Here is a 20,825-nt window from a genome sequence, read left to right as displayed (position 1 = left end):
CAGCGGGCAAATTTCAGCCCATGCCGAAACTGCATAACCCTTCCCCGGCGGCCTGCCGACTGAACACAAACCACCAAATAGCCCCACTACTCCTGAGACATCTCACATCGCAGCATTCGGTCAAAAGCGGACCTTCGCGATGACTTCTCCAATCCTGAAACCCACGAAAGTCAGTTGCTGACCACAGGTATTGCCTCAATCAGTTGGATCGCCCTACGGCCGTTGAGCTAGTACTGATGCGCAGTGCCTCACGGCGGGAGCTTACCAACAACCACCTACTGCAAGAGCCTCCTAGGCGGATAGCCAGCGTCCACTTCTCTTCTTGTCGGCTGACCAGCGTACCGCGCCGCCCTACACCACGGCGCGCAGCACTTCTTCGTGAATTCCGTTGTGCATGATTAACCGTGCCTCCTGACTCGGTCGGTAAAGTCGCTCACCTGCGCGGGCGTCAGGCAATTCAACTTACCGAAGGTCACTAGATGCTGGATCATCGCTTCTTGACTGCCGGGTTCCTGGGCAACCATGCGCCGGCAGGTCTTGTCCAAGATTAACCGCGCCATCTGCGGGTTCTCAATCATAGATGCGTCGAAGGCCAGCGCGATGGCGGTGGCCAACTCGCCCAGGTCCGGGTCTTTCCGTTGCAACGCCCTTAGCGCATTCATCTGCCGGGCGGTAATGGGTAGCGACACGTCTCTCGTCCTTAGCGGTCATGCTCAGCTATGATCAGCAATAATGGTAGACCAGACTCCCGGGGTGTGGTTTCCGCCAATCGCAAAAAAGCCCGCCGGAGCGGGCCTTGTTTTGGTGGGCCATTGATCATAAGCGGCGTTATGTCGACATATGCAATACCTAAATTTTTACTCGCTCAAAATTTCACATAGGCGCTTCTCAAGCGCCCCTCTGAACAAGATTCGTAGATTGTCTGCATCAATATTGGAAATAGTCTCTTCTAGTCGAAGCTTAAAAATCAGGTCATGCGTGCGAATTTCACGCCTCCGTGCTTCAAGTGAGGTGGGTGCGTGCGCAATCCCGGCGAGTAAATGAACCGACGCACTCATTGCGCAATGAAGATCGTTTCTAGCGCCAGACATAACTTCCTACCCAAGCTCTCAAACGGTTGAAGGCGGGCTAAAGAATTTGCCCCATCCCCTAGAGAGTCATGGGTATAACGGTAGGTTCATAAATAAAACAATCGGGCTCTAGATCGCGATCCTAAAACCGCACAAAAATGTGGCGCAAGTCGCATAGTGGTCACATGGGACATTTTTTGGACGCCAAAAACCACAAACCCCGACTTCTCTAGAAAAATCATGGTTTGCGTTTTCAGAATGGGGGGGTGAAGGAGAGATTCGAACCTGCAATAACTCAATCAGCTAAACAATTCACGCGGTGTCCGCGCAATGACTGCTTCCGACTCCAAGCGGACACTCCACTGATGCCAGGCAGGTAGTGCGAGATGTGCGGCGTCGAGCCGACTAGCGAATGTTTTAGGCCAGAAGCGCGGTTAGGCCTCAGCTTTAATCAGCACGCCACTCTTAACCCGAGCGTCCAGCATCGCGGAAAATCCCTCAAAATCGTGCGCGGACTCCGGGGCAACGTACATCAAGTTGCCAAAGTGATCGGCGTAGTCGTGAAGGTAAAGGCCACGGCTCCCGTAATAGTGCTGTGCGATCGCATTCCCATCGTCGTTTAAGTCGTCCTCAGTAAATTTGCCATCGCAATACCTGAATAGAAATTCGGTGGCAGAAAGTTCGCCACTGATCACGCGGGCGACGGCTTCAGGCTCTTCCTCGACATGAAGGTCGCCAGCCCAGCCTCTAACAAAACACCATCTCATGAAAAGCGCTATGTGTGTGCCGCCATGCTCTTGTGGTTGGCCTGCTGGAAAGTCTCCGCCATGGTGCCAGCTTGCATCATCGTACTTCATGGGCGTCCTTGAGATGTTTTGCGTTGAAAAGGGGCTTGATTTATCACGTTCTCGCAGGGATCGGGTAGGTCTGTTTTCACTTTCATCAAGCAGGAAAACACAGAACTGTCGTTGCCCTACCTGGCCATAGACAACATCATTCGCCATTACTGCCTGATGACTGCGAATGTCCACTTTTGACCGACCTCTGCCGAATGCGAGGGGCTGCAATAGGTCGATAGCTGCCGGTGGCGACTGGCAGTCATCGGCCAATAGCTGTCTGTCGGGACCGGCTGAAATCGACCCTTAGAGGCTTTTGATGAATTCTGTCGTCCAAAAACGGACACCAAGAATGTCTACGAAAACCAGGGTGATTCAAATTGCTTTGAGCGGCTGAGAGCTACTCGGAACCTAAGAGCTTTCTAACCTCGGCGATGATCAAATCGATATCGAATGGCTTTGCCAATACTGCATCAAACAGATCCGATCTCTGCATACCGATGTGTGCCTGAGCACCGCTCATCAAGATGATAGGCAAGTCGTTAGCGGAAGGAAGTGCTCGCACAGCTGTAGCGAACTCAAGGCCGTCCATGACTGGCATCATGAAATCTGTAATGATCAATGCAGGCCGTTCTCTTTCGAGCACGTCCAGCCCTTTTCGGCCGTTGCTGGCGGTTACCACCATAAACCCCTCATCCTCCAGCGCGAAACTGAGAATGTCAGCGATCAAATACTCGTCGTCGACGACCAGGATGGTGGTCATTTCAGTTCAACCCACGCAAAAGCTTAAGAAATCGAACCTGGAGGTGTCTCAGTGGGGACTGACGGTTCATGTCTTGAAGCCTTTGTCAGGAAAACATCTTTATCATGGATGACTACCTCAAAGCGCGAGGGGTCATAAGAGCTGTCTCGTACTTTAAGAATGGAAAGCGTCCTGCTTAGTTCAGAGTGATTCTCAGAGAAACGCATAAGCATCAGGTTGTCGACGATACTGGACAGGTCAGAGTTTGGCGCGCTTACCTCGGAGCCAAATAGATCGCGCATCTCCCAGGATGCAAACACGGTTACGCCCCTCGATCGCAGCTCATTCATGAGCGCACTGAAGAAGTCAGTAATTCGTGCCGGATTTGTGGAGACTCGCGTCATACCGCTAAGGCTATCTATGAACAGGCGCTTGATACTCTTTTCTTCAACGATACTCAGCAGTCGTGCGCCCAGCCCATCCAGCAGGCCTTCAGTGGTGGGCTGCCAGGCAATGCTCAAGGCGCCGCTGTCCTCCATACCCTTGATATCGATACCCAGTGATTGGCCTTTGAGTCGCAACCGTTGTGGGCTTTCGTAAAAGCCAAAATGCAGCCCTGGAGCATCGACGGTCGACTCTGCAAGGAACTTGAGACCCAAAGTCGTTTTACCAATGCCGGAGGGGCCCATGACCAGAGACACACTGGAACTGTAAAGGCCTCCACCCAATATGCCGTCCAGCGAACCAATGCCACTAGGAATACGCGTCATGTCTGCACTGTCAGGAGCGGACGGGTGGCTGTAAAGACTTTCGAGTCGAGGGTAAACCACCAATCCTTCGTCGGTAATCTCACACTCATGAAGGCCTGTCATTGCTCCACTGCCGCGAGTTTTACGCAGTTGAATACGACGTACCGAGCGAGTGCCAAATAGCTCTTCGCCCATTTCAATTACGCCATCAACCATGGTGTGCTCAGGGCTGCCGTCGTCGAGACGGGAGCTGGTGAGAAATAGCACAGTGCAACCCGCGAAAGCAGCGTGCCCTTGCAACTCAGAAATGAATTTCTTGGTGTCGATGTGCGAGTCGGCTTTTGAGCGAGCATTGAGCAGGCCATCTACCACCATCACTGTGGCTTTTTGGCGACTTATCTCGCGCCGAAGCAGTTTCACAACCTCGTCCAGTCCTTCGTTTTCTAGGGTGTCAAACGCGCTGACAAACTGAATTTCGGCGCCCACTTTGGAAGAGTCGAAAAAGCTCAGAGTAGAAAGAAACTGAAAAAGACGGTCGTGTGACTCGGCCAGCAGTGTGGCGACCAGAACCCGGCCTCCATTATTCGCATGATGGAAGCCAAGTTGATTGGCTAGGATCGTTTTGCCAGACCCTGGCCGCCCTTGGATTATGTATGAAGCGCCCTTGACCAGCCCTCCCTTGAGCAGAGCGTCTAGCCCTTCGATTCCACTTTGGAGGCGTTTTAGCTTTTCCACGATGCGACCCTGATCTGAAAAACAGGCTGTTTAAGCCGAGTGAGGCGGAATGCTAACGCCATTTTCGCTCTGGGGCCATTCTCGCCTAAAGCATGGCGGTCTAAGAAAGTGACATGCCCAATTTTTGCCGCCTTTTCCTCGGACTTCGTTACTCTAAAGTCAAGGCGGAATCAACGTTGCTAGCCAGATGCCCCTCTAATCTTGCAGTAATTCAACTGCAGTAACCAACCCCGAGCGCTTGCATTCAAAATGCAGGGGGGAACCTGAATTGCCCAGGATTTTTTAAATAGTGTGCGACCGGTTCTGGCCGAGAGCGAACAATCATAACTTTGGAGCTGGTTACTAAACACCTGCTGCTACGCTGTTGACTCCATAAGAGGAACGCCGATGCCAAACTCAGATCTACTCCCCTCCCTGCTCTCGAAGCTATACGAAAACCAATTAGCCCTTGAAGCCTCCATCATGGAGCTATCGAACTGGATTGAGCAGCGTGGCTCCGCCGAGGTCGCAGAAAATATCCGGGGAGCGCTGCACACCATCGACGACAACGAAGAGTTCATCAAATTGACGCTCGCAGTTCTCATGGCACCGGAGTAATCGCTACTTGCAGGCCACTGACCAGAGCTGGTCCAGCTTGGTGGTGTAGCTCTGGCTCATCATCTCGCGCCGCATGCCCCAATCGGGGTTCGTAGGCACGCTGGCCGACCTTAGCGTTCCCCTTCCCCACCTGTCATTGATCTGGTCCAGTACGGTCATCACTCTGGTCGCCTCGGTCGGCTGAGACACCGCGAATAGATCATCCGTGTATTCACCTGGCTGGCACAGGTTGAGCAACATCACCTCGGCCTTGCTGTAATTGAAGCCTGGACGGTAGATATGGTCGAGCGCATCAACCGCAGCCTTGGTGAGTAATCGCACATCGTCGGTTGGATACGGCATGTCCACCACAACCCCGTTCGCGTACTTCGCCTCGTCCGGATTGAACATGCCGGTGCGGATGCAGACCCGGACTTTCTTGCAGAGCGAGTTCTGTGTCCGGAGCTTTTCCGAGGCTCGCATCATGTAGGTGGCCACCGCCTCCTTGATCGGCGCAAGCTCGGTAAGGCGCCTTCCAAACATGCGGCTGCAGCAAATTTCCTGCTTGGGTGGGTCGGGCTCATCCAATTCGAGGCAAGAGGTGCCTGCCAGTTCCCGCGCGGTCTTCTCGATCACGACGCTGAATTTCTTGCGGAGCGTCCAGGGGTCGGACCTGGCCAAGTCCATCGCGGACTTGATGCCTAGAGCGTCCAGATGGAGCTTCATTTTTCGGCCAACACCCCAGACCTCGGCTACATCGGTATTGCGCAGCACCCAGTCCCGCTTAATCGGATCGGTAATGTTCACCACACCGCCCGTCTGCGCTTGTAGCCGCTTGGCGGTGTGGTTTGCAAGCTTTGCGAGCGTCTTGGTGTTCGCGATTCCCACGCCGACGGGGATACCGGTGCACCGCAGCACCTGGGCGCGGATCTGCCGGCCGAGAGCGTCGAGCCCGCCAATTCCGGTGAGGTCGGCGAATGCTTCGTCGATGCTGTAGATCTCGACGGCGGGCACCATCGATTCAATAAGCGTCATCACGCGCTCGCTCATGTCGCCGTAGAGCGCATAGTTCGAGGAAAACGGGATGATTCCGTGTTGCTTGAGCTTGTGCTTGATCTGGAAATACGGCTCGCCCATCTTGATAAAGGGCTTGGCGTCGTAGCTTCGAGCAATAACGCAGCCGTCGTTGTTGCTCAGCACTACAATCGGCGTTTTGGCGAGATCTGGACGGAACACACGCTCGCAACTGGCATAGAAACTGTTGCAGTCGATCAGGGCGAAGACTGGGGAGTTAGACATGGCTGCGGACTGTGCTCGTGATCACACCCCAGATCGATAGCTCGTCGCCTTCCAGTACATAGCGCGCCGGGTACTTCGGGTTTTCGGACAGTAAGATCACTTCCTTTCCGCGCTTGCAGAGGCGCTTGCACATGGGGTCGTTGTTTAGGAGCGCCACTACTATGTGGCCGTGCGCAGGCTCAATTGAGCGATCCACCACCGCCAGATCACCCTCGAATATCCCAGCGCCCTGCATGCTTTCACCTGTGATCATCACCAGGTAAACATGGGGCGCCCTGATGTTAAGCACTTCATCCAGAGAAATATGCTGCTCAATGTGATCGGCCGCAGGCGATGGAAAACCAGCCGGTACATGAAACGAGCAAAGAGGCAGTTTTGCGCCTCCTTCAGCTATTGGACCCAGGATGTTGAAGCTCATGGCGGTGCCTTATGCAGATACTGTACGAATATACAGTTAACTTTGTAAGCGGCTTGCGGTCAATTTCTCTATGGGGGATTTCGACAGGCGGAGGCGTATCTATGTGCGGTCGATTCGTGCAGTACGAGGGAATGGCGATCTACATGGAGGAATTGAGCCCTCAGATCGAATTGTTCAGTGGCTACGATGCACAGCCGATCAATCGGTTTAACGTGGCTCCCACGACGCGCGTGCAGCTGCTGCACAGCAAAGAGGATGGGTTGCACATTGACGCTGTGCAATGGGGGTGGGCGCCGTTCTGGGCGAAAGGAAAGCGCCCTGATCCGATAAATGCTCGGCTCGAAACCGTGACCACTGGCAAGTTCTTCAAACAGCTTTGGCCAACTGGCCGCGCGATTGTACCCAGCGAAGGCTGGTATGAATGGGTTAAAGACCCGGACGACCCGAGAAAGAAACAGCCCTACTTCATCCGACTGAAAAGCAGAAAGCCGATGTTCTTTGGAGCCTTGGCTCAAGTAAACCCAGGTCTTGAACCGCATGAGGGCGACGGCTTCGTCATCATCACTGCTGCCAGTGACCAAGGCATGGTGGACATACATGACCGTCGGCCACTGGTACTTGCCCCGAAACACGCCAATGAATGGCTTGATCCAGATCTTTCACCGGCACGCGCAGAGGAAATCGCGAAAGAGCTGTGTCAGCCGACCGAAGAGTTTGAGTGGTTTCAGGTTGGGAGGGCTGTTGGCAATGTCAGGAACCAGGGATCGGAGCTTATCGAGCCGTATCCATCAACTGAAAAACCACATGACGAACACAACGGCTGAGACCCAGCCGAGAGTGAGCAGGAATGAAATGCCTGCAAGCCGCTTATCCATTGTTCCCTGCCCATATCCAATGATATCGGAGTGTTCTGCTGTGCGCTGTGCCTGTAATCGCTGGCACATAGCATGGCACGTCCCGGACGTCGCGCTACCAAAACGGGCCAAATTCAGCAGACAGACTGCATACGCATTTACTTAGCGCGCAATTATTTAGCGCCTCTATCATTCCAATGCATTCTTTTGCGTTCCTCGTTTCAGCCTTAAGCCTGCAAGCTGTAAATGGAATTCACTGTGCCGCATGAAAAGGCTGCCTTTGTTCGTGATCAGCAAAATGACGTGGAAATGCCACGCCACCAAATCCGGCCTTCGGAGGCCTATATGAAATTGAGATCCTTAAGTATCGCGCGAAGAGCCTTCGTCTGTTTTGGCCTAATCACATTCCTGCTAATCAGCTTGGCAGGCTTCTCTTATCTTCAAATTGATCGGCTGCGTGCTACAGAGCAGAACATTGAGCAAAACTCCCTCCCAAGTATCCAAGTCATTGACGACATCCAGATCGCCCTCCTTCACGCCCGCCTTGAAAGTATCCGCATGCTCTCAAGTACCACGAGAGATGTGCACGATTTCTCACTGTCAAAGGTCGAAGAATCTATGCAGACACTTCAGGTAAAAACTGATTTTTATCGTGCACATTTAATGTCTGGTGAGCAGGACGAAATCCAGTTCGCGAAGGCTAACCAGGCTATGCATGCGTACATCGAAGGTCTCAAAAAAGTAATCGCTTTAGATTCATCCGATCATGATCAGGCTGTCATTTTTGCCAACACAGAGCAGGCAAATAGAGCCAACACCTATCAAGAGCAGCTGACGCTTCTGCGAGACCAAAATACACGCCAAGCCGAGGTATCTGGGGTCGACGCGACCGACGTATATAACCATAGCGTCAAAGTTTTGATAGCGGTGCTAATCGTGGCATTTATCTTAACTATAGCGCTGGCGATTTTGTTCACTAACAGCATCACTATTCCAATCAGCTCATCACTAAAATTGGCGGAGAATATCGCTGCTGGCGACCTTACTCATGATCTTGAAGTAACAGGTTCAGATGAAGCTTCGCGCTTGATGCATGCATTGAATCTGATGCAGAAAAATTTGCGACACACAATTCTAGAAATCTCGGGAGCTTCATCCCAACTGAGCACTGCTGCCGTCGAAATGACGTCGATCACTGAAAGCGCTGATCGCACACTTCAGCAGCAGAACAGTGAGATAGAGCAAGCTGCTACCGCAGTAACTGAAATGAGTGCGGCGGTTGAAGAGGTTGCAAGAAACGCCAACTCCACGTCTGAAGCAGCGATGCAGTCGAGCATGGCTGCAGATCTCGGCAATCAAAAAGTCACTGAAACTTTGACGGCGATGCGTGGCTTGACGGGTTTGGTTGAAGTGTCATCAGATCAGGTGAGAGAACTTGCAGGCCAAGCGCAAGACATTAGCAAAGTTCTGAGTGTGATTAGGGCGATTGCTGAGCAAACCAACTTGCTAGCTTTGAACGCCGCAATTGAAGCGGCTCGTGCAGGAGAACAGGGTCGCGGTTTCGCCGTAGTCGCAGATGAAGTTCGAGCGCTGGCGCACCGAACGCAAACATCGACGCAAGAAATTGAACAGATGATATCCACGATTCAAGCAGGCTCATCTGCCGCGGTCGAATCAATGAAAAAAAGCACATCCGAGGTTTATAGCACGCGAGACACTGCGGAACAGGCGGGCCAGTCGCTGCGTCAAATCATTGATTCCGTGCTCGAAATTAACGATAGGAATATCCAGATTGCAACCGCTTCTGAGGAACAGGCTCACGTGGCGCGGGATGTCGATCGCAGCCTGATAAGCATCCGCGACCTTGCAGTGCAGAGCAGTGAAGGCACTCGGCAAACGCTTACAGCCAGCAACGAACTTTCTCGTCTGGCCGTCAACCTAAACGATTTAGTTCTTCGATTCAGAACATAGGAAATGGGTCAGCCAACTCTAGCTTTGTTGCCCAATCTCTCATAAGCCAATACGGCACGCCCAGCTAAACACAGCATAGGTGGAATATGGTTAGCCCTGAAATCACCTTGCACTCTATGCTCAGTTTAGATGAACGATCAGCTTTGGCTGAAATTGAGGCGATCTCCAGCATTTTAAAACTCGTAACACGTCTTACGGGAATGCGATTTGCTGGGGTCGCGAAGTTCACCGAAACAGACTGGGTGGTCTGCTCAGCTCACGACCCGTTGCATATGGGGATAGAGGCAGGTGACACGCTAGAGCTGGAAATCACGCTCTGCAGCGAGCTCAGGAGAAACCCTAAGGCACTATTTATTCCTAAAATCAGCGAAGACGGTAGATACTCCAGTCGTGCAGTGGTTAAACGGTATGCGATAGAAACTTATGCTGGTGTTCCTATCTTCCTTCCCGATGGTAGGTTATATGGTGCTCTATGCGCCCTAGATTCGCGTTCGATACTATTTGAAGACCCGGAGCTGGAAGAAACTTTAGCTTTATTTGCAACTTTGATAGGGTGCGTTTTTTTCACTAACCCGCTGCTGAATGAGTCCGAATAACACGGCTTATCTCATGCGAACTATTCAATTTCAATGAGATTGGTTTATAGCTCGGACGTAATCTTGGCATGCTCGTAATGCTATCAACCCATTATCACCTTCATCGGTTATGGCGATAATTCTTTGAGCATGCGCTGGGTCAAGTTGGGCTCGACGGGTTGCATGAACCACGCTGAAGGCGCCGGGGGCGGAAGGCACGTCGCAGCCACTGGCTGGATCCTCGAGGAGGACTGACAGCCGGACATCAGCAGTGGCAAGGCGATCGCGCATGCGAGCCTGATCACGTTGGGCATCGGATAATTCCTTTATGTGTTTTTGGTCCTGCGCGGCCAGTTGCCGCTCAGTGGCCAGGCGTTTGTCCTGCTGGGTTCTGGCCTGGGCGGCCGCGGCATTGCTCATCGCCGCCAGGTCATCCTTATGCAAGCCGGCCTGCTCGGCGAGTTTCTTGCCCATTCGCCAGTCCTGCACCTGCCAGGCGCCTCCCGCGCCAATCCCGATCAGCAGTAGGCAAGAAAAGAGGATAAGTGCGACCTTGTAGGGCTTTACCAATTCGCCCATGACTCCTCCCAATTCGGAAGATCGACCGTTTGCTCAGCCAGAACATGCGTGCAGTCATCCAGGTACTGGATTCGACCATCGGTTACGAAGGAGTGGCAGACCACATCCTTTCCATGCATCCCATAGCGCGATAGAACAGAGGGCGTGAAAGTTGGCGCCTCGGCGTTACCGTTGTAGCCCCAACGAGGGCCAGCGCCAGAGCCAACATTCAGGCTATGCGGAAGATCGCAACCGTTGCAGAAGAACCAGAGCGAGCCGTCGGCCGCTTGGCCAAGGACGCGGGAGATCGTTTTTATTTCGCTCACGCCAACACCTCCATCGCCTTGTCGTAAAGCGCCTGGCGCTCGGCCTGCCCGTTGAGCCCGCCATTGATGCGCCGGGTGACCTTCGCGAAGTCCTTCTGGTCCGCCAGGGTGTTAAGCCCGCGTGTCGACCAGAACCAGGCCGCCGACATCGCGGCGTGCTGCGGCAACTCCAGAAGTTCGGGCTTATTGATCAGGTCCAGGCCCAATGCTTCACCGCATGCGGAATAGTTGGCGCGGCCGGTGATTTGGATCAGCCCGCGGCCACGGTACTTGGAGCCGTCACCCTTCACTGTGTTGCCCAGATCGGCGCGGCCCTCATATCCGGCCTGCTGTGCAGTCGGCCCCCAGATCTCGCGCAACCAGCGAAACTGGCCCGACTCATGTCCTATCTGCGCTATGAAGGCAGCAGCCCGCAGCGAGCCGACAATGGCATAACGGTTCATGGCCGCGTTCAGGGCAGGAACAAAAACGCCGGCTTGACGGCCGGCGTTTGGGAGTATCTGCAGCAACTGCTGCTCAGTGATCGGCATGCTTTTCTCCAGGCAATAAAAAACCCGCTCAAGGCGGGCGGGGTGTTGCGCCATCACTCAGTTGAGCGGAGCGGGTGCAAGACGTGAGATCGTCGCCCGTGCAGCGGTGCGCACCGTGGCAATTTCGCTAGGAATGGGCGTGCCATCCTCAAGCAGCGCAAAGGCGTGCCAGTTGGTTTCGCGCAGGTAAGCACGCGCCTGCTCAAGATCCAATTGGTCCGCAACGTCCTGAGCTGTTTTCACCGGCTCAAGCTTGGATAGATCCACCATCTTCAGGCACCTCCAATAATGCGCTCGGTTCGACAGCCCCAAGGGCCGCAGGTGGCGCGGTATCGGGAAAATTTACTGGGCCGCTGCGCGCGTCCAAGATTATTGGTTCCGCCGGGTTTCGGAACTCTTCAGGACTTTCCCAGGTAACAGGGAGACGGAGAGTGAAGTGCAGTGTCTTGCCTATACGCTCCACGTAATCCGACTCGACAAAAAACTTATTGCCGACGGCGCTGCCTGGCAGGCGGTAACCACTTGGAATGCCGGAGAGGTCGATAGCCTCGCCATTGATAGTGATAACGTCGCCCTGCACGCTGGCCTCCAGCGTATCGTCCATGAGTGCTGCCCAAAGTCTGATCTTCATTTCCAAGTACCCCGCACCGATACGTTTATTTCAAATGCCTGGGCGGTTGCACCGTTCCTGACCGCGTACAGTATTGAACTAGTCGACGCTGCCCGCTGGAAAACTACGCCATACGAGTCACCCGTAGATTGGGCGTTACAGGTCAGTCCCGGCATCATGTTTGCGGTGTTGAGAAACGTGACAGGCAAGGTCAGAGTTTGGTATCCAAAACTGTTGGCTGCCTGACTTGCTAAGGCCACCTTTCCGGTTACACACATCGTGCCGTTAGCAAACTTTTCAACACGGAAGCCGCTAACCACCGCGCTGGAGATGACTCCACCCGCATCTGACTGCGGGTCATTGGTCATATTGAAGCCAGTAACGTAAGGAACCCATCCGTTCCAGTCAGCCGCAGCAGCAGTAGGATTAGCTACTTTGGCACTCCGTTGCCAAAGAGCATTACCGTAAATTGGACGAACTTCCTGGTATGGGTAGAGACCTCTCCCCTTAACGGAAATCAAGTGCGCGGGGACAATTGGGGCATTCGTCGGGGCAGTGCCGGAACCGTAGAAGTATTCACCTGGCTGGGTGAGAGTGTTGTAATCCTGCCCCGGCGTGATTGGTAGAGCATCCCCAAGACCCAGCCACCCAGGAATCAGTAGCCGTCCTGCAGTGCGGTCTGTAAGTGAGGTTGCGGGAACCAGGGCCAATTCTGCCTGCATACCTGCGATATCGCTCCGGGCAAGAAGTGCGCGGGCTTTGTTTGTGATTACTGCAAGGGATAGAGCCCCCGCCCCAGTAAAGTACGGGAGGCGATCAGCGGCACCAACAAGGCTCGACAAGGCAGTAAGGTTGTTGTTCTTGTCCTGCTTAGTTTCAGGAATTGTTGCAATAACTTTTGTTGCTGCGCGTAACTGATCTGCGGAATCTTTGTTGTAGCCCTGCACGGGCATCACGGCATAGATACCGCTACCGAGGGAGGGCCCCAGATAATTGGTGGCGATAGATAGCGCCGTATCGCTTGCGATGTTATTGATCTCATACCACGCACCATCTGGCCCACGGAATCCATCGCCTACACGAGCATTGGCGATAAAGGCCGTACCCGTACCGATAACAGCGGTCGAGCCATTCGTGACGGCAACAGTGCCAGCCCTATACCAACCCATAATTTTCTCCAGGCAATAAAAAACCGCACATGGCGGCTATAGAGTTCTACTAATTATTCCAGGAGCTAAGAAATTGGCTTAGCGAAAACAACAGGAATATAAAGTGATGTTGTCAAGTCAACTCCCACAGATTGAATTACAAGTCTGTCGTTCTGGTAATCCCAAACAGCATACATATTGCCTTGCCGGGAAGTGCCGCCAGCAATATCCATTGCAATATTATTGAGTAGCATATAATCCCCGGAAGCTAGACTCGATGCGGCAGTCCAGCTCAGGCGAGAAGTCCCTTGCCCAGTGGAGGATGAGCCGAGATAGGTCCATCCGGTTATCGTTCTCGTAAACTGTGCGCAGGGAGTACCGCTATCAAATAGAAGATTTGCTGACCCATCCCAAATTCGGAATCCAAACTTTGCAGCTGGTTCTGACTTAAAGGCAGCGGCAAACCAATTTCCAGAAGTCCCCTGACCCACAATCCCCGAAAAAGAAAATCCCGTCCAAGCTCCAGCCGATCCCTGCACTACACAAAAACATAGAGTTACCGATAGGTTCGGTCTGACAAAAACTAAGGGAGGCTCACTTGTTGTAATTGGTTTAGAGAATGGTACGTAGACGCCAGATCCGTTACCGCTCCACGCCCCCTTCTCCAGAACAACAAGCCTCGCAAACTCAGAATCAAGGGTAACGACGTCGCTGTTGTTTGTGAACGTTACACCAAACGTCATTAGCGATACCTCATAACCAAAAGCCGTTGAGGAGAAAGCCCAAGAGGACCGTTCGATCTTGCTGGATTGCCGAAGTAGATGACCACTCCGTCCACCCCAACGACTGGGGTGTATTGAATCGCGTAGTAGCTCTGTCCGGACGTGTCGTAAGCAGCGACCGGAACGCAGACAGCGGAGTGTGTGGCCGGGTTTACACCCGGAATAGATATGTAGCGAGTTCTCCCTGGCGCAGGAACGCCCACCTGCACAATTTCCGAGTAAATAATCCGGACAGTAAATGAGTTTTCATCCAGTTCAAGGAGGCCGGTCGGCCCCCAGACTCTTGCCCCGTAGTTCATGCGGAAAGGTCTCCCCACTGGTAGCGCTTGATACCGTTCTCGTCGAAAACCTTACCGCCCGTGCTATTGATTACTTGCCGAGCTTGGCCACCGAAAGAGCTGTTGATTTCAAAGGTCCCGTCGAAGAACAGTTTCCAGCCGGAAACGCCCGCAACATAGTTGTTGGACGCGATGTAGTTGCCGATTTTGGCGTTGGTGATCGTGCCGTCCTGGATGAAAGCCGAGTTAATGAACACCTGCCCGCCTTGCACCGCAAACGGAACCGAGATCGCGCCGCCGGCGATTGTGTTCACGATGGCGAACCGGTCCGCGCTCACCAGGAACTGGCTTTGCAACTGACCATCTACGTTCTCGATACCAAACCCAACGCCGGCGGCGACGTACTGCCCGTTTGCATTCAGTTGCATCTTCACCGACCACATGGTGGAGAGCTTGCCGTCGGTGTCGACCTGAGCCTGGCTTACTGTCTGGATGTCCGCGGAGTTGTCATCAATCTTCACGCCGATCTGTTGGATGGCCTGCGCCGTAGCCTCGCGATCCGTGACCACGACTTTTTCCAGATCGGTCACAGTGCCAGCGACGTCGCCCACCGACGCGGTGAGTTCGGCCTGACGCTGCACCACGGCTTCGTTCTGCGAGGCGCGAGTCTTAACCTCCTCCTGGAAGCTGGCCGTAGCGTTGTAGCCCTGGAGCGCGTCGATCTGGTCGCCCTCCCCGTTATCGTCCCGGAAAGACGCCTGCAATGCCTGAAGGCTCGACGCTGAAGCCGTCACGACGCCGTCCAGCTTGGTGATATCGGTGGTGTTGGTGGAGACCTGCTGTGCCAGGCCGTTCGCCGTCTCCACAGACTGGCCAACATCCAGCCAGTAGGTAGCATCCGGTGGCGGCTTGTTGGTCGGCACAGCCTGAGCGGCTTGGTAGATCCGCCCCCCTACCACCACCATCTGGCCTTTGAGGTAGGTGACGTCCTTGTTGTAACCCTTCAACCCACCCAAAGCGCTGATCTGATCTTGGAGCCCAGGGATCTTGTCGATCTGGTCGATGATGTCCTGGCCAAGCTCAGTGTGCCCAATCTGCCCTGCGATCAACTCCAGCACCGGCGCAGCATCCGAACTGGCCTGCCCCATCACACCATTGCCCACCGGGTAGAACGGGCCCACGTTGCCGGTGCGGTCGACCAGGCGCGCCCAGAAGAACAGGGTTGCTCCAGCCAACAACGACTGCATGCGATAGTCGGCCTGCGGATGCGCCAGGTCTGTCAGCTTTGTGGCGGCCGCCAGATCATTTGCAGGTCCATACCAAAACTCGGTTCGCTGGGTATCCTCCGCACCAGGTGGAAAGCCCACTTTCAGCCCAATGCCGAATAATTCGCTGGTGGTGCGCAGGAACGCAACCGCCGGCGGCAGGCCGACCTTGCCCTCCAAGTTGGTCAGGTTTGAGCTCTTCCAGATCGAAGATATCTCGAAAGCACCTACCGACCGAGCCCGGGCCAGGTAGGCGCCCGAGTAAATGCCAGTGACATCCACACTTGTCGCGCCAGTGCGCTGCAGCTTGATCCAGTTGCCGCTGTCCTTACGCCACTCCACGTCATACGCGACCGCACCGTTCACAGCGGGCCACGAGATGTTCATGGTGCTGATCGCCAGGCCCTGATCCACAGAGTAGTTCGACGTGATGTCGACGATCGCCGGCGCCGGAACAACGGTGATCGGCACAACGCTGATTGGGCGCTCTTCCAGTCGAGCGCCGGTGTCGATGTGATCGAACTTGCTCGGGTCGTACTGGACGGCCGAAATTTCGAAAACACCTGGCTCCGGGCGCGCCACGCTCACCACCCGATAAAGCGGTATGGCCAGGTCGTCAGCATCGAGCGCCCACACCAGTTCGCGCTCTGGCGTAACGGAGTAAGCCACCGTGACGGTGACCTGTCGGCCGCTGACCAGTTGCACGGTGCGGCCCTCGCACTTGCCGTCGGGCAGGTTGAGGATCAGCCGATCGCCGGGCTTGGCCTGGGTGTCGCGATCCAGGGTGATGACCTTGCCGTTCACCGCCGAGATGCGCCCACCGACCGGCCGACCAGCAAGTAATTCGTCAGCGATCGGGATCACGTAGCCAGGTAGAGGAATACGCCCGTCGAGCCCAACCTTGAAGGTAACTGCCCGGTCCTTGGAGTTGGTAAGCAGCGCCCACTTGCCGCGGCGCTGCGCCTCGGATTCACGGGTGCAGCCAATCGCGCTGATCTCAAGCGGGTTATCACCATAGCGCCGCTGCAGCTTCTGGTCGGTCACGGCCGTGACGTCGGTGTCGTAGTTGTTCGCCGGATTGTCGTAGCTGATCAGCGCCCGGGTGTAGCGGGTGCGCTCCGACGCGCTCGAGTAGGTGAACTTGCCATCGATTACATTCGCCCGGGTGTAGGCGAAGTCGAAGTCGGTGGCACGCGGCATATCCGACAGTGTGAACACCTGACCTTGGGCCCAGTAAGTCATGCCTCGGTATATTGCGGAGATGTCGCGCAGAAGCGACCAGGCGTCAGCTTTGCTCTGCAGGTTCAAGTTGCAGAGGAAGCGTGGCTCCATGCCACCTTTGCCGTCCGGCACCAGTTGGTCGCAATACTGCGAGATGCGGTACAGCTCCCACTTGTCCACCATCCACGGCTTAATGCGACGGCCCAGGCCGAAACGGTCGTTCGTGGTGATGCCGTAAGTGTGCCAAACAGGGTTGTCGGTCCAGGCCTCTTTGAACGTACCGTCCCAGACGCCCGTATAGGTGCGCGACGTGGTGTCGTAGTTGCTCGGTACCTGCCATTTCCGGCCATCACATTCGATCGTCACTGCGGGGATGCTGCGGAACTGCTCAGCAGAAAACTCGATGTAAAGCAGCGCGGTGTTCGGGTATCGAATCTTCGCGTCGATCACCTCGGTGAATCCGGCAATCTGCATGGTGTCCGAGATTTTGTTGTTGTTCTGGTTGGCCGTCAGTCGAGTGATACGCAGCAGCCACCCGGTTGTCGCGCGCGGCAGATTGATGCGGCGGGTCCGCTCGTACAGGCTGGTGGTCTTGCCGGACACGGCCTCGTTCAAAACCTCCTGATACGTGCCCCCATCCGTTGCCAGCTCGACCTTATACCCGATCGTGTAACCGTTGATGTTGCTGCCGGAGTCGACCGACTGGAGCGCAGGCCAAGCAAAGCGCACACGGACAGCCGAGAGCTGGGTATTGGTGATCGCTCGAACCCACGGCGTGCCGCTGCGCAGCTCGGTGCTGATGGTTGTTTCGTTCTCGACCGATGGGATGCCCTGAATATAGGACTGGTCCACAGCCCCGCTGCGCCACTCCCATTTCACGTTCGGGAAGTTCATGCTCCCCTGAGGGTCTTGCAGCGGCGTATTGTCGAGAAAGATGTCCTTGGCGGTAGGAGCACCATCAAACTCGCCCTCACCCACAGCAATAAGCATTTTCGCAATGGCGACGGAGCGCAGGCTGTCTGGTGCCTCGGTTGGGGTTTTAGGCTTCTCGGAACCGCCCTTGGCGCCATAAACATCGATCTTGCGTGCTGCGCCCATGCTTTTCTCCAGGCATAAAAAAACCGCCTCTTGGGCGGCTTCAGTTTTTCGGCTGTTGGCTACATCTGGTCTTCGGCGTAAATGGCGGCACTGATGATTGCACCACCCCATCGCCGGCGGCCGGCACACAGCGAGACAGGATTGCCGGAGGCCGTGGTGTTCTTGGCGCTGCCAAAGGCATAGCCGGGAGTGTTCTCAGGCGCGGCGCTGGTCTTCAGTCCGCCGGCTTGGGGGCTGAGCATCTGGATAACACCGCCTGCGACGAGGCCGATGCCTGCCGGCGCCAGATACGGCGCGGTGACCGGGAATACGTACGAAATAGCGAGCAGGACTACACCAACAATCGTCTGGAGAATCCCCGCTCGTTTGCTACCAGTAATCACTGGGGCAATGCGGATGTCTCCTTCTCCGCCAAAAGAGAGCTCACCCTCTCCAATATTCTTTTTCCCCCTGAATACCGCGAACTCTATCCCTCGGGACTTGGCATTTGACAAGAAGCGCTCGAAGCCAGGAACTTGCACGCAAAGAGCCTTGATTGCCTCTGCTGTGGTTCTCACAGACAGCCTGAAGGATCGGCCGAACTGGCGTAACTGACCGAAAAGAAGAATGGTAGTGAGTGGTTGGTATTCGATTGCGAGCGCTGCCATGGTTTTCTCCGGGCAATAAAAAACCGCCCGGAGGCGGCTCGATGCGGTTGTTCGTTAAAGACAGTCGCGAACTGCCTGTTCAATGGCTGATCGGCCGTAACCAGGCGCCCAGGACAACCGTTGATAAAGTGCAACGTTACTGCCTTTCGGTGACCGATTCACCTCAAGAAGTTCCTCAGCCGTCGAGTCGGTCGCGACGATGAGCCTGTAACCACTTGCCGTTTCAGTCATCGTGGCGCCCGAGCGAGCATCCTGCCATTTTGGCATGACGCAAAGTGCGTATTGCTTCGGCTCCTTACTCGAAGACGCGCTGATGGTAGCCTTTCCCGATTTCAGGTCGCCAGGTGTGGTACCCCCCGCCAGCACCACCACCGCTACCGCCGCTATCAAAATCCGCATGTCGTTCCCTCTTTGGTTTGGCGGGACTGTAGCACTGAGGGAGCCAAATGCAAAAAAGCCCAACTAGCGCAAGAACAGCATCAGATTAGGATTGAACCGCTGTTTCGGATCTCGATATGCGCTTTAGATCTTTTATAAGTCTAGCGCTGTTAGCTATATGTAGCCTCGCCTCAGAAACCCGAAAATCTTCCGCAATATCATAATCAGCCATTGCTCTTATTCTCTTCTGTTTCCGCAAAGATCTAGCGATCGAAGCCAGTCCCTTAGTTCCACTTTCAAAGCGATAAATTAAGCGCTCGTGAGTTGCCATGCTCGTACCTGGTGGGCATTGGCTCAAGCTAAGAGCATCAGCAGCAACTAGGGCCTCGTAAAACAAAGCGTAGTAACTTCGCCCAACCGATGTTCTAGCCATACACTCAGTAATGGGATCAAGATCAATCAAATTCAGCGCGAGGGCCATCAAATCATCACTACATACTGACATTATATGGCCTCCCAAATGGTTTGGCGCTGTCATCGGTATGCGGCATCACCCCTATCGAAAGGATTCTATCTGCCTGCGCATCAAACGATAGTGACAATGCTTCATCAATCGCCGCGTCGATTTCAACTAGAGTTTCAATACTAGCACGCACAACAAATCTGTAGAGTATGCCCTCGCCTCGCAATGCAAACATGTCGTACGCAATATTGGGATGACCAGAAAGCCTTTTTACTACTGCTGTTGCCAAGCTAAGCCGATCAAAAATGTCCTCATCAGATACGCCTGAGTCGTCCATAATATCTGCCGCCTCAAATGCTCGGCACATAAAACCCTCCGGCGTCTTTCCTGCCAATACATAGAGATCTTTGGCTCTTTTATATAGGCCTAGATGCGCTGATGAATCAGCCACAACGACCACATCATCAGCACTCAACTTATCGATGATGACGCTGAGGTTTTCTGATCTAGCCATCTCCAGCTCTCCACATATTGCCATTGCATGGGCTGCCGCTAAATGCTTTGCAAATGACGGCAACCCGGCAGCTTCCGCCTCAGAAAAAAAACCAATCGAAGCATTAGGCTTCATTAGGTATGCGTGAAGATATGCCTGCTCATGAAGCAGCAACGCACGCTTTTTATCGCCGTAGGAAAGAGAGCTGAGAACCGAGTCGATCTTGTTGATTAATCGACGTACCGAGAATTCATCTACGACATGAGTTCCAGCTAATGAGTGCCACAGAACCATGCGTTCAGAAGAAATTTCATTAACTGCCAGCCTTGGCTTGCCTTGCATTTTACATTCCGTGATCGATAGCTGGGTGGTCTAGGATAGTTCCAGAGTAAGGCCTGGTCGATACTGGTCAAACGTACAACCTGACACAGAGCTTTCTTCGCCCATCAAGCTGCTTCTCTAAGCCTGAGGATCAGGCGAGTTCTGTCATGCCATGGGCCGCCGTACACGATGATCTCGGAAGGTCTCCCGTACAGGTGGTGCAGCAGGAACGGACCAGGGCCGAAAACATCTGAATCCTCACCAGGCAGCGACGAATCAGTGCCAAGGTAAATACCAGCGTGGTTCGGGTGAGCTGTTCGGCCAACCTGCATGACGATCATATCGCCGCGCCGTGGTCGGTCGACGCGTACAAACCCAGCCGCCTCGTAGTGTTGCTCGTACAGGCTCGCGTTCTCCGCACTCTCCCACCAGCCATCAGTGCGCTGGAAGGCTTCGAACTCAATCCCCCATTCGCGCTGGTACCAGTCAGCGCAGACCTGCCAACAGTCCCAGGCGCCGTGCACGAACGGGCGATTGAGCAGCGGCGTGCTACCGGTCGGTGTGATCTTGCGCAAGTCTCCCTCTGGCCACGACAGAATGTGCCAAGGCAAAGCCGTGGCCTCGCACATGGCCAGGTCGTGCGGTGACGGCCTGCTGGTTGCGTCCGGGTGTGAATGAACGATGCCGATCACCTCGCCCAGGTCTTCCGCCGCAGCGTAGTCCTCAGGATCAAGTCGAAACTCTTCGTTCGGCTCCGTGGCGATGTTCCGGCAAGGGAAGTACTTCTGCGCCCGCCCGATAGCCAGCAAAAGCCCGCAGCACTCTTTCGGATATTGGGCCGCCGCATGAGCCTGGATGGCGGCAATGATGTGCTTGCGCATG

22 protein-coding genes are annotated in these 20,825 nt (G+C 54.6%); 4 read left to right on the top strand and 18 right to left on the bottom strand.

Features of this window, described 5'->3' with window-relative positions; all coding sequences use genetic code 11:
- Positions 1–398: 398 nt before the first annotated feature.
- The 4 genes from BW43_RS02105 to BW43_RS02120 form a co-directional block, all read right to left on the bottom strand.
- Positions 399–689: a hypothetical protein gene (locus BW43_RS02105; RefSeq protein WP_032891250.1), complete on the bottom strand. Its 291-nt coding sequence runs from the start codon at positions 687–689 to the stop codon at positions 399–401.
- Positions 690–1,504: 815 nt separating this feature from the next.
- Complete coding sequence (locus tag BW43_RS02110; RefSeq protein ID WP_032891249.1) at positions 1,505–1,927, bottom strand: hypothetical protein; 423 nt, start codon at positions 1,925–1,927, stop codon at positions 1,505–1,507.
- A 379-nt stretch (positions 1,928–2,306) separates the two neighbouring features.
- Positions 2,307–2,669, bottom strand: a complete 363-nt coding sequence (locus BW43_RS02115) for a response regulator (protein ID WP_032891247.1) — start codon at positions 2,667–2,669, stop codon at positions 2,307–2,309.
- Between the two features lie 23 nt (positions 2,670–2,692).
- Positions 2,693–4,135 (bottom strand): ATPase domain-containing protein, encoded by a 1,443-nt coding sequence (locus tag BW43_RS02120; protein ID WP_163033261.1) that lies wholly within the window; start codon positions 4,133–4,135, stop codon positions 2,693–2,695.
- Positions 4,136–4,519: 384 nt separating this feature from the next.
- Here BW43_RS02120 and BW43_RS02125 point away from each other — a divergent pair, with 384 nt between their 5' ends.
- On the top strand, positions 4,520–4,729 hold the full coding sequence (locus BW43_RS02125; RefSeq protein ID WP_032891243.1) for a hypothetical protein: 210 nt from the start codon (positions 4,520–4,522) through the stop codon (positions 4,727–4,729).
- Positions 4,730–4,732: 3 nt separating this feature from the next.
- Here BW43_RS02125 and umuC read toward each other — a convergent pair whose 3' ends face one another.
- Both umuC and BW43_RS02135 read right to left on the bottom strand, forming a co-directional pair.
- Positions 4,733–6,007 (bottom strand): translesion error-prone DNA polymerase V subunit UmuC, encoded by a 1,275-nt coding sequence (umuC, locus tag BW43_RS02130; protein WP_032891242.1) that lies wholly within the window; start codon positions 6,005–6,007, stop codon positions 4,733–4,735.
- Positions 6,000–6,425, bottom strand: a complete 426-nt coding sequence (locus BW43_RS02135; protein WP_032891241.1) for a LexA family transcriptional regulator — start codon at positions 6,423–6,425, stop codon at positions 6,000–6,002. Before BW43_RS02135 ends, umuC begins: the two co-directional genes overlap by 8 nt.
- A gap of 101 nt (positions 6,426–6,526) precedes the next feature.
- Between BW43_RS02135 and BW43_RS02140 the strand changes: the two genes are divergently transcribed.
- From BW43_RS02140 to BW43_RS02150, 3 genes are all read left to right on the top strand, one after another.
- Positions 6,527–7,249 carry an SOS response-associated peptidase family protein gene (locus BW43_RS02140; protein WP_032891240.1) on the top strand — a complete coding sequence of 241 codons (723 nt, stop codon included), beginning with the start codon at positions 6,527–6,529 and terminating at the stop codon, positions 7,247–7,249.
- A gap of 375 nt (positions 7,250–7,624) precedes the next feature.
- Positions 7,625–9,250, top strand: a complete 1,626-nt coding sequence (locus BW43_RS02145; RefSeq protein ID WP_032891506.1) for a methyl-accepting chemotaxis protein — start codon at positions 7,625–7,627, stop codon at positions 9,248–9,250.
- An 86-nt stretch (positions 9,251–9,336) separates the two neighbouring features.
- On the top strand, positions 9,337–9,846 hold the full coding sequence (locus tag BW43_RS02150; protein ID WP_032891239.1) for a GAF domain-containing protein: 510 nt from the start codon (positions 9,337–9,339) through the stop codon (positions 9,844–9,846).
- A gap of 30 nt (positions 9,847–9,876) precedes the next feature.
- Here the strand turns inward: BW43_RS02150 and BW43_RS02155 are convergent, their stop codons facing one another.
- The 12 genes from BW43_RS02155 to BW43_RS02195 all read right to left on the bottom strand — a co-directional run bounded on the left by BW43_RS02155 (position 9,877) and on the right by BW43_RS02195 (position 20,824).
- Positions 9,877–10,404, bottom strand: coding sequence for a lysis system i-spanin subunit Rz (locus tag BW43_RS02155; RefSeq protein ID WP_032891238.1), 528 nt, complete (start codon positions 10,402–10,404; stop codon positions 9,877–9,879).
- Entirely contained in the window at positions 10,389–10,709 is a 321-nt protein-coding gene (locus BW43_RS0127845) for a DUF6527 family protein (protein ID WP_050442878.1), read from the bottom strand. The genes BW43_RS02155 and BW43_RS0127845 overlap by 16 nt, the downstream gene beginning before the upstream one ends.
- On the bottom strand, positions 10,706–11,239 hold the full coding sequence (locus BW43_RS02160; RefSeq protein WP_032891236.1) for a glycoside hydrolase family 19 protein: 534 nt from the start codon (positions 11,237–11,239) through the stop codon (positions 10,706–10,708). The genes BW43_RS0127845 and BW43_RS02160 overlap by 4 nt, the downstream gene beginning before the upstream one ends.
- 57 nt (positions 11,240–11,296) lie before the next feature.
- Positions 11,297–11,509, bottom strand: a complete 213-nt coding sequence (locus BW43_RS02165) for a hypothetical protein (RefSeq protein ID WP_032891235.1) — start codon at positions 11,507–11,509, stop codon at positions 11,297–11,299.
- Entirely contained in the window at positions 11,487–11,870 is a 384-nt protein-coding gene (locus tag BW43_RS02170) for a hypothetical protein (RefSeq protein ID WP_032891233.1), read from the bottom strand. The genes BW43_RS02165 and BW43_RS02170 overlap by 23 nt, the downstream gene beginning before the upstream one ends.
- Complete coding sequence (locus BW43_RS29080) at positions 11,867–13,018, bottom strand: hypothetical protein (RefSeq protein WP_032891231.1); 1,152 nt, start codon at positions 13,016–13,018, stop codon at positions 11,867–11,869. The genes BW43_RS02170 and BW43_RS29080 overlap by 4 nt, the downstream gene beginning before the upstream one ends.
- Before the next feature lie 65 nt (positions 13,019–13,083).
- Positions 13,084–13,740 (bottom strand): hypothetical protein, encoded by a 657-nt coding sequence (locus BW43_RS28620; RefSeq protein ID WP_081797900.1) that lies wholly within the window; start codon positions 13,738–13,740, stop codon positions 13,084–13,086.
- A 334-nt stretch (positions 13,741–14,074) separates the two neighbouring features.
- Positions 14,075–17,641 carry a phage tail protein gene (locus BW43_RS02180; RefSeq protein WP_032891230.1) on the bottom strand — a complete coding sequence of 1,189 codons (3,567 nt, stop codon included), beginning with the start codon at positions 17,639–17,641 and terminating at the stop codon, positions 14,075–14,077.
- 59 nt (positions 17,642–17,700) lie between these two features.
- A complete protein-coding gene (locus BW43_RS02185; protein ID WP_032891229.1) occupies positions 17,701–18,288 on the bottom strand; it encodes a tail assembly protein in 588 nt (195 codons plus the stop codon).
- A gap of 54 nt (positions 18,289–18,342) precedes the next feature.
- Positions 18,343–18,687, bottom strand: a complete 345-nt coding sequence (locus BW43_RS0127840; protein ID WP_032891228.1) for a hypothetical protein — start codon at positions 18,685–18,687, stop codon at positions 18,343–18,345.
- Between the two features lie 470 nt (positions 18,688–19,157).
- Entirely contained in the window at positions 19,158–19,964 is an 807-nt protein-coding gene (locus BW43_RS02190) for a hypothetical protein (protein WP_032891227.1), read from the bottom strand.
- Between the two features lie 104 nt (positions 19,965–20,068).
- The gene (locus tag BW43_RS02195) at positions 20,069–20,824 is read right to left on the bottom strand and encodes a C40 family peptidase (protein WP_032891225.1); all 756 of its coding nucleotides are present in this window, start codon (positions 20,822–20,824) and stop codon (positions 20,069–20,071) included.
- Position 20,825 lies beyond the last annotated feature (1 nt).

It is taken from the genome of Pseudomonas sp. RIT357 (assembly GCF_000632245.1).
Lineage (GTDB): Bacteria > Pseudomonadota > Gammaproteobacteria > Pseudomonadales > Pseudomonadaceae > Aquipseudomonas > Aquipseudomonas sivasensis.
This window is presented reverse-complemented; position numbering and strand designations above follow the sequence as displayed.

What these genes read in the sequence shown, in the direction of transcription:
- BW43_RS0127840 (WP_032891228.1), bottom strand. Translation starts at nt 18,687, where the DNA reads ATGCGGATTTTGATAGCGGCGGTAGCGGTGGTGGTGCTGGCGGGGGGT.
- umuC (WP_032891242.1), bottom strand. Translation starts at nt 6,007, where the DNA reads ATGTCTAACTCCCCAGTCTTCGCCCTGATCGACTGCAACAGTTTCTAT.
- BW43_RS02140 (WP_032891240.1), top strand. Translation starts at nt 6,527, where the DNA reads ATGTGCGGTCGATTCGTGCAGTACGAGGGAATGGCGATCTACATGGAG.
- BW43_RS02170 (WP_032891233.1), bottom strand. Translation starts at nt 11,870, where the DNA reads ATGAAGATCAGACTTTGGGCAGCACTCATGGACGATACGCTGGAGGCC.
- BW43_RS02180 (WP_032891230.1), bottom strand. Translation starts at nt 17,641, where the DNA reads ATGGGCGCAGCACGCAAGATCGATGTTTATGGCGCCAAGGGCGGTTCC.
- BW43_RS02110 (WP_032891249.1), bottom strand. Translation starts at nt 1,927, where the DNA reads ATGAAGTACGATGATGCAAGCTGGCACCATGGCGGAGACTTTCCAGCA.
- BW43_RS28620 (WP_081797900.1), bottom strand. Translation starts at nt 13,740, where the DNA reads ATGACGTTTGGTGTAACGTTCACAAACAACAGCGACGTCGTTACCCTT.
- BW43_RS02125 (WP_032891243.1), top strand. Translation starts at nt 4,520, where the DNA reads ATGCCAAACTCAGATCTACTCCCCTCCCTGCTCTCGAAGCTATACGAA.
- BW43_RS02190 (WP_032891227.1), bottom strand. Translation starts at nt 19,964, where the DNA reads ATGCAAGGCAAGCCAAGGCTGGCAGTTAATGAAATTTCTTCTGAACGC.
- BW43_RS02115 (WP_032891247.1), bottom strand. Translation starts at nt 2,669, where the DNA reads ATGACCACCATCCTGGTCGTCGACGACGAGTATTTGATCGCTGACATT.
- BW43_RS02155 (WP_032891238.1), bottom strand. Translation starts at nt 10,404, where the DNA reads ATGGGCGAATTGGTAAAGCCCTACAAGGTCGCACTTATCCTCTTTTCT.
- BW43_RS29080 (WP_032891231.1), bottom strand. Translation starts at nt 13,018, where the DNA reads ATGGGTTGGTATAGGGCTGGCACTGTTGCCGTCACGAATGGCTCGACC.
- BW43_RS02160 (WP_032891236.1), bottom strand. Translation starts at nt 11,239, where the DNA reads ATGCCGATCACTGAGCAGCAGTTGCTGCAGATACTCCCAAACGCCGGC.
- BW43_RS02185 (WP_032891229.1), bottom strand. Translation starts at nt 18,288, where the DNA reads ATGGCAGCGCTCGCAATCGAATACCAACCACTCACTACCATTCTTCTT.
- BW43_RS02150 (WP_032891239.1), top strand. Translation starts at nt 9,337, where the DNA reads ATGGTTAGCCCTGAAATCACCTTGCACTCTATGCTCAGTTTAGATGAA.
- BW43_RS02195 (WP_032891225.1), bottom strand. Translation starts at nt 20,824, where the DNA reads ATGCGCAAGCACATCATTGCCGCCATCCAGGCTCATGCGGCGGCCCAA.
- BW43_RS02165 (WP_032891235.1), bottom strand. Translation starts at nt 11,509, where the DNA reads ATGGTGGATCTATCCAAGCTTGAGCCGGTGAAAACAGCTCAGGACGTT.
- BW43_RS02135 (WP_032891241.1), bottom strand. Translation starts at nt 6,425, where the DNA reads ATGAGCTTCAACATCCTGGGTCCAATAGCTGAAGGAGGCGCAAAACTG.
- BW43_RS02145 (WP_032891506.1), top strand. Translation starts at nt 7,625, where the DNA reads ATGAAATTGAGATCCTTAAGTATCGCGCGAAGAGCCTTCGTCTGTTTT.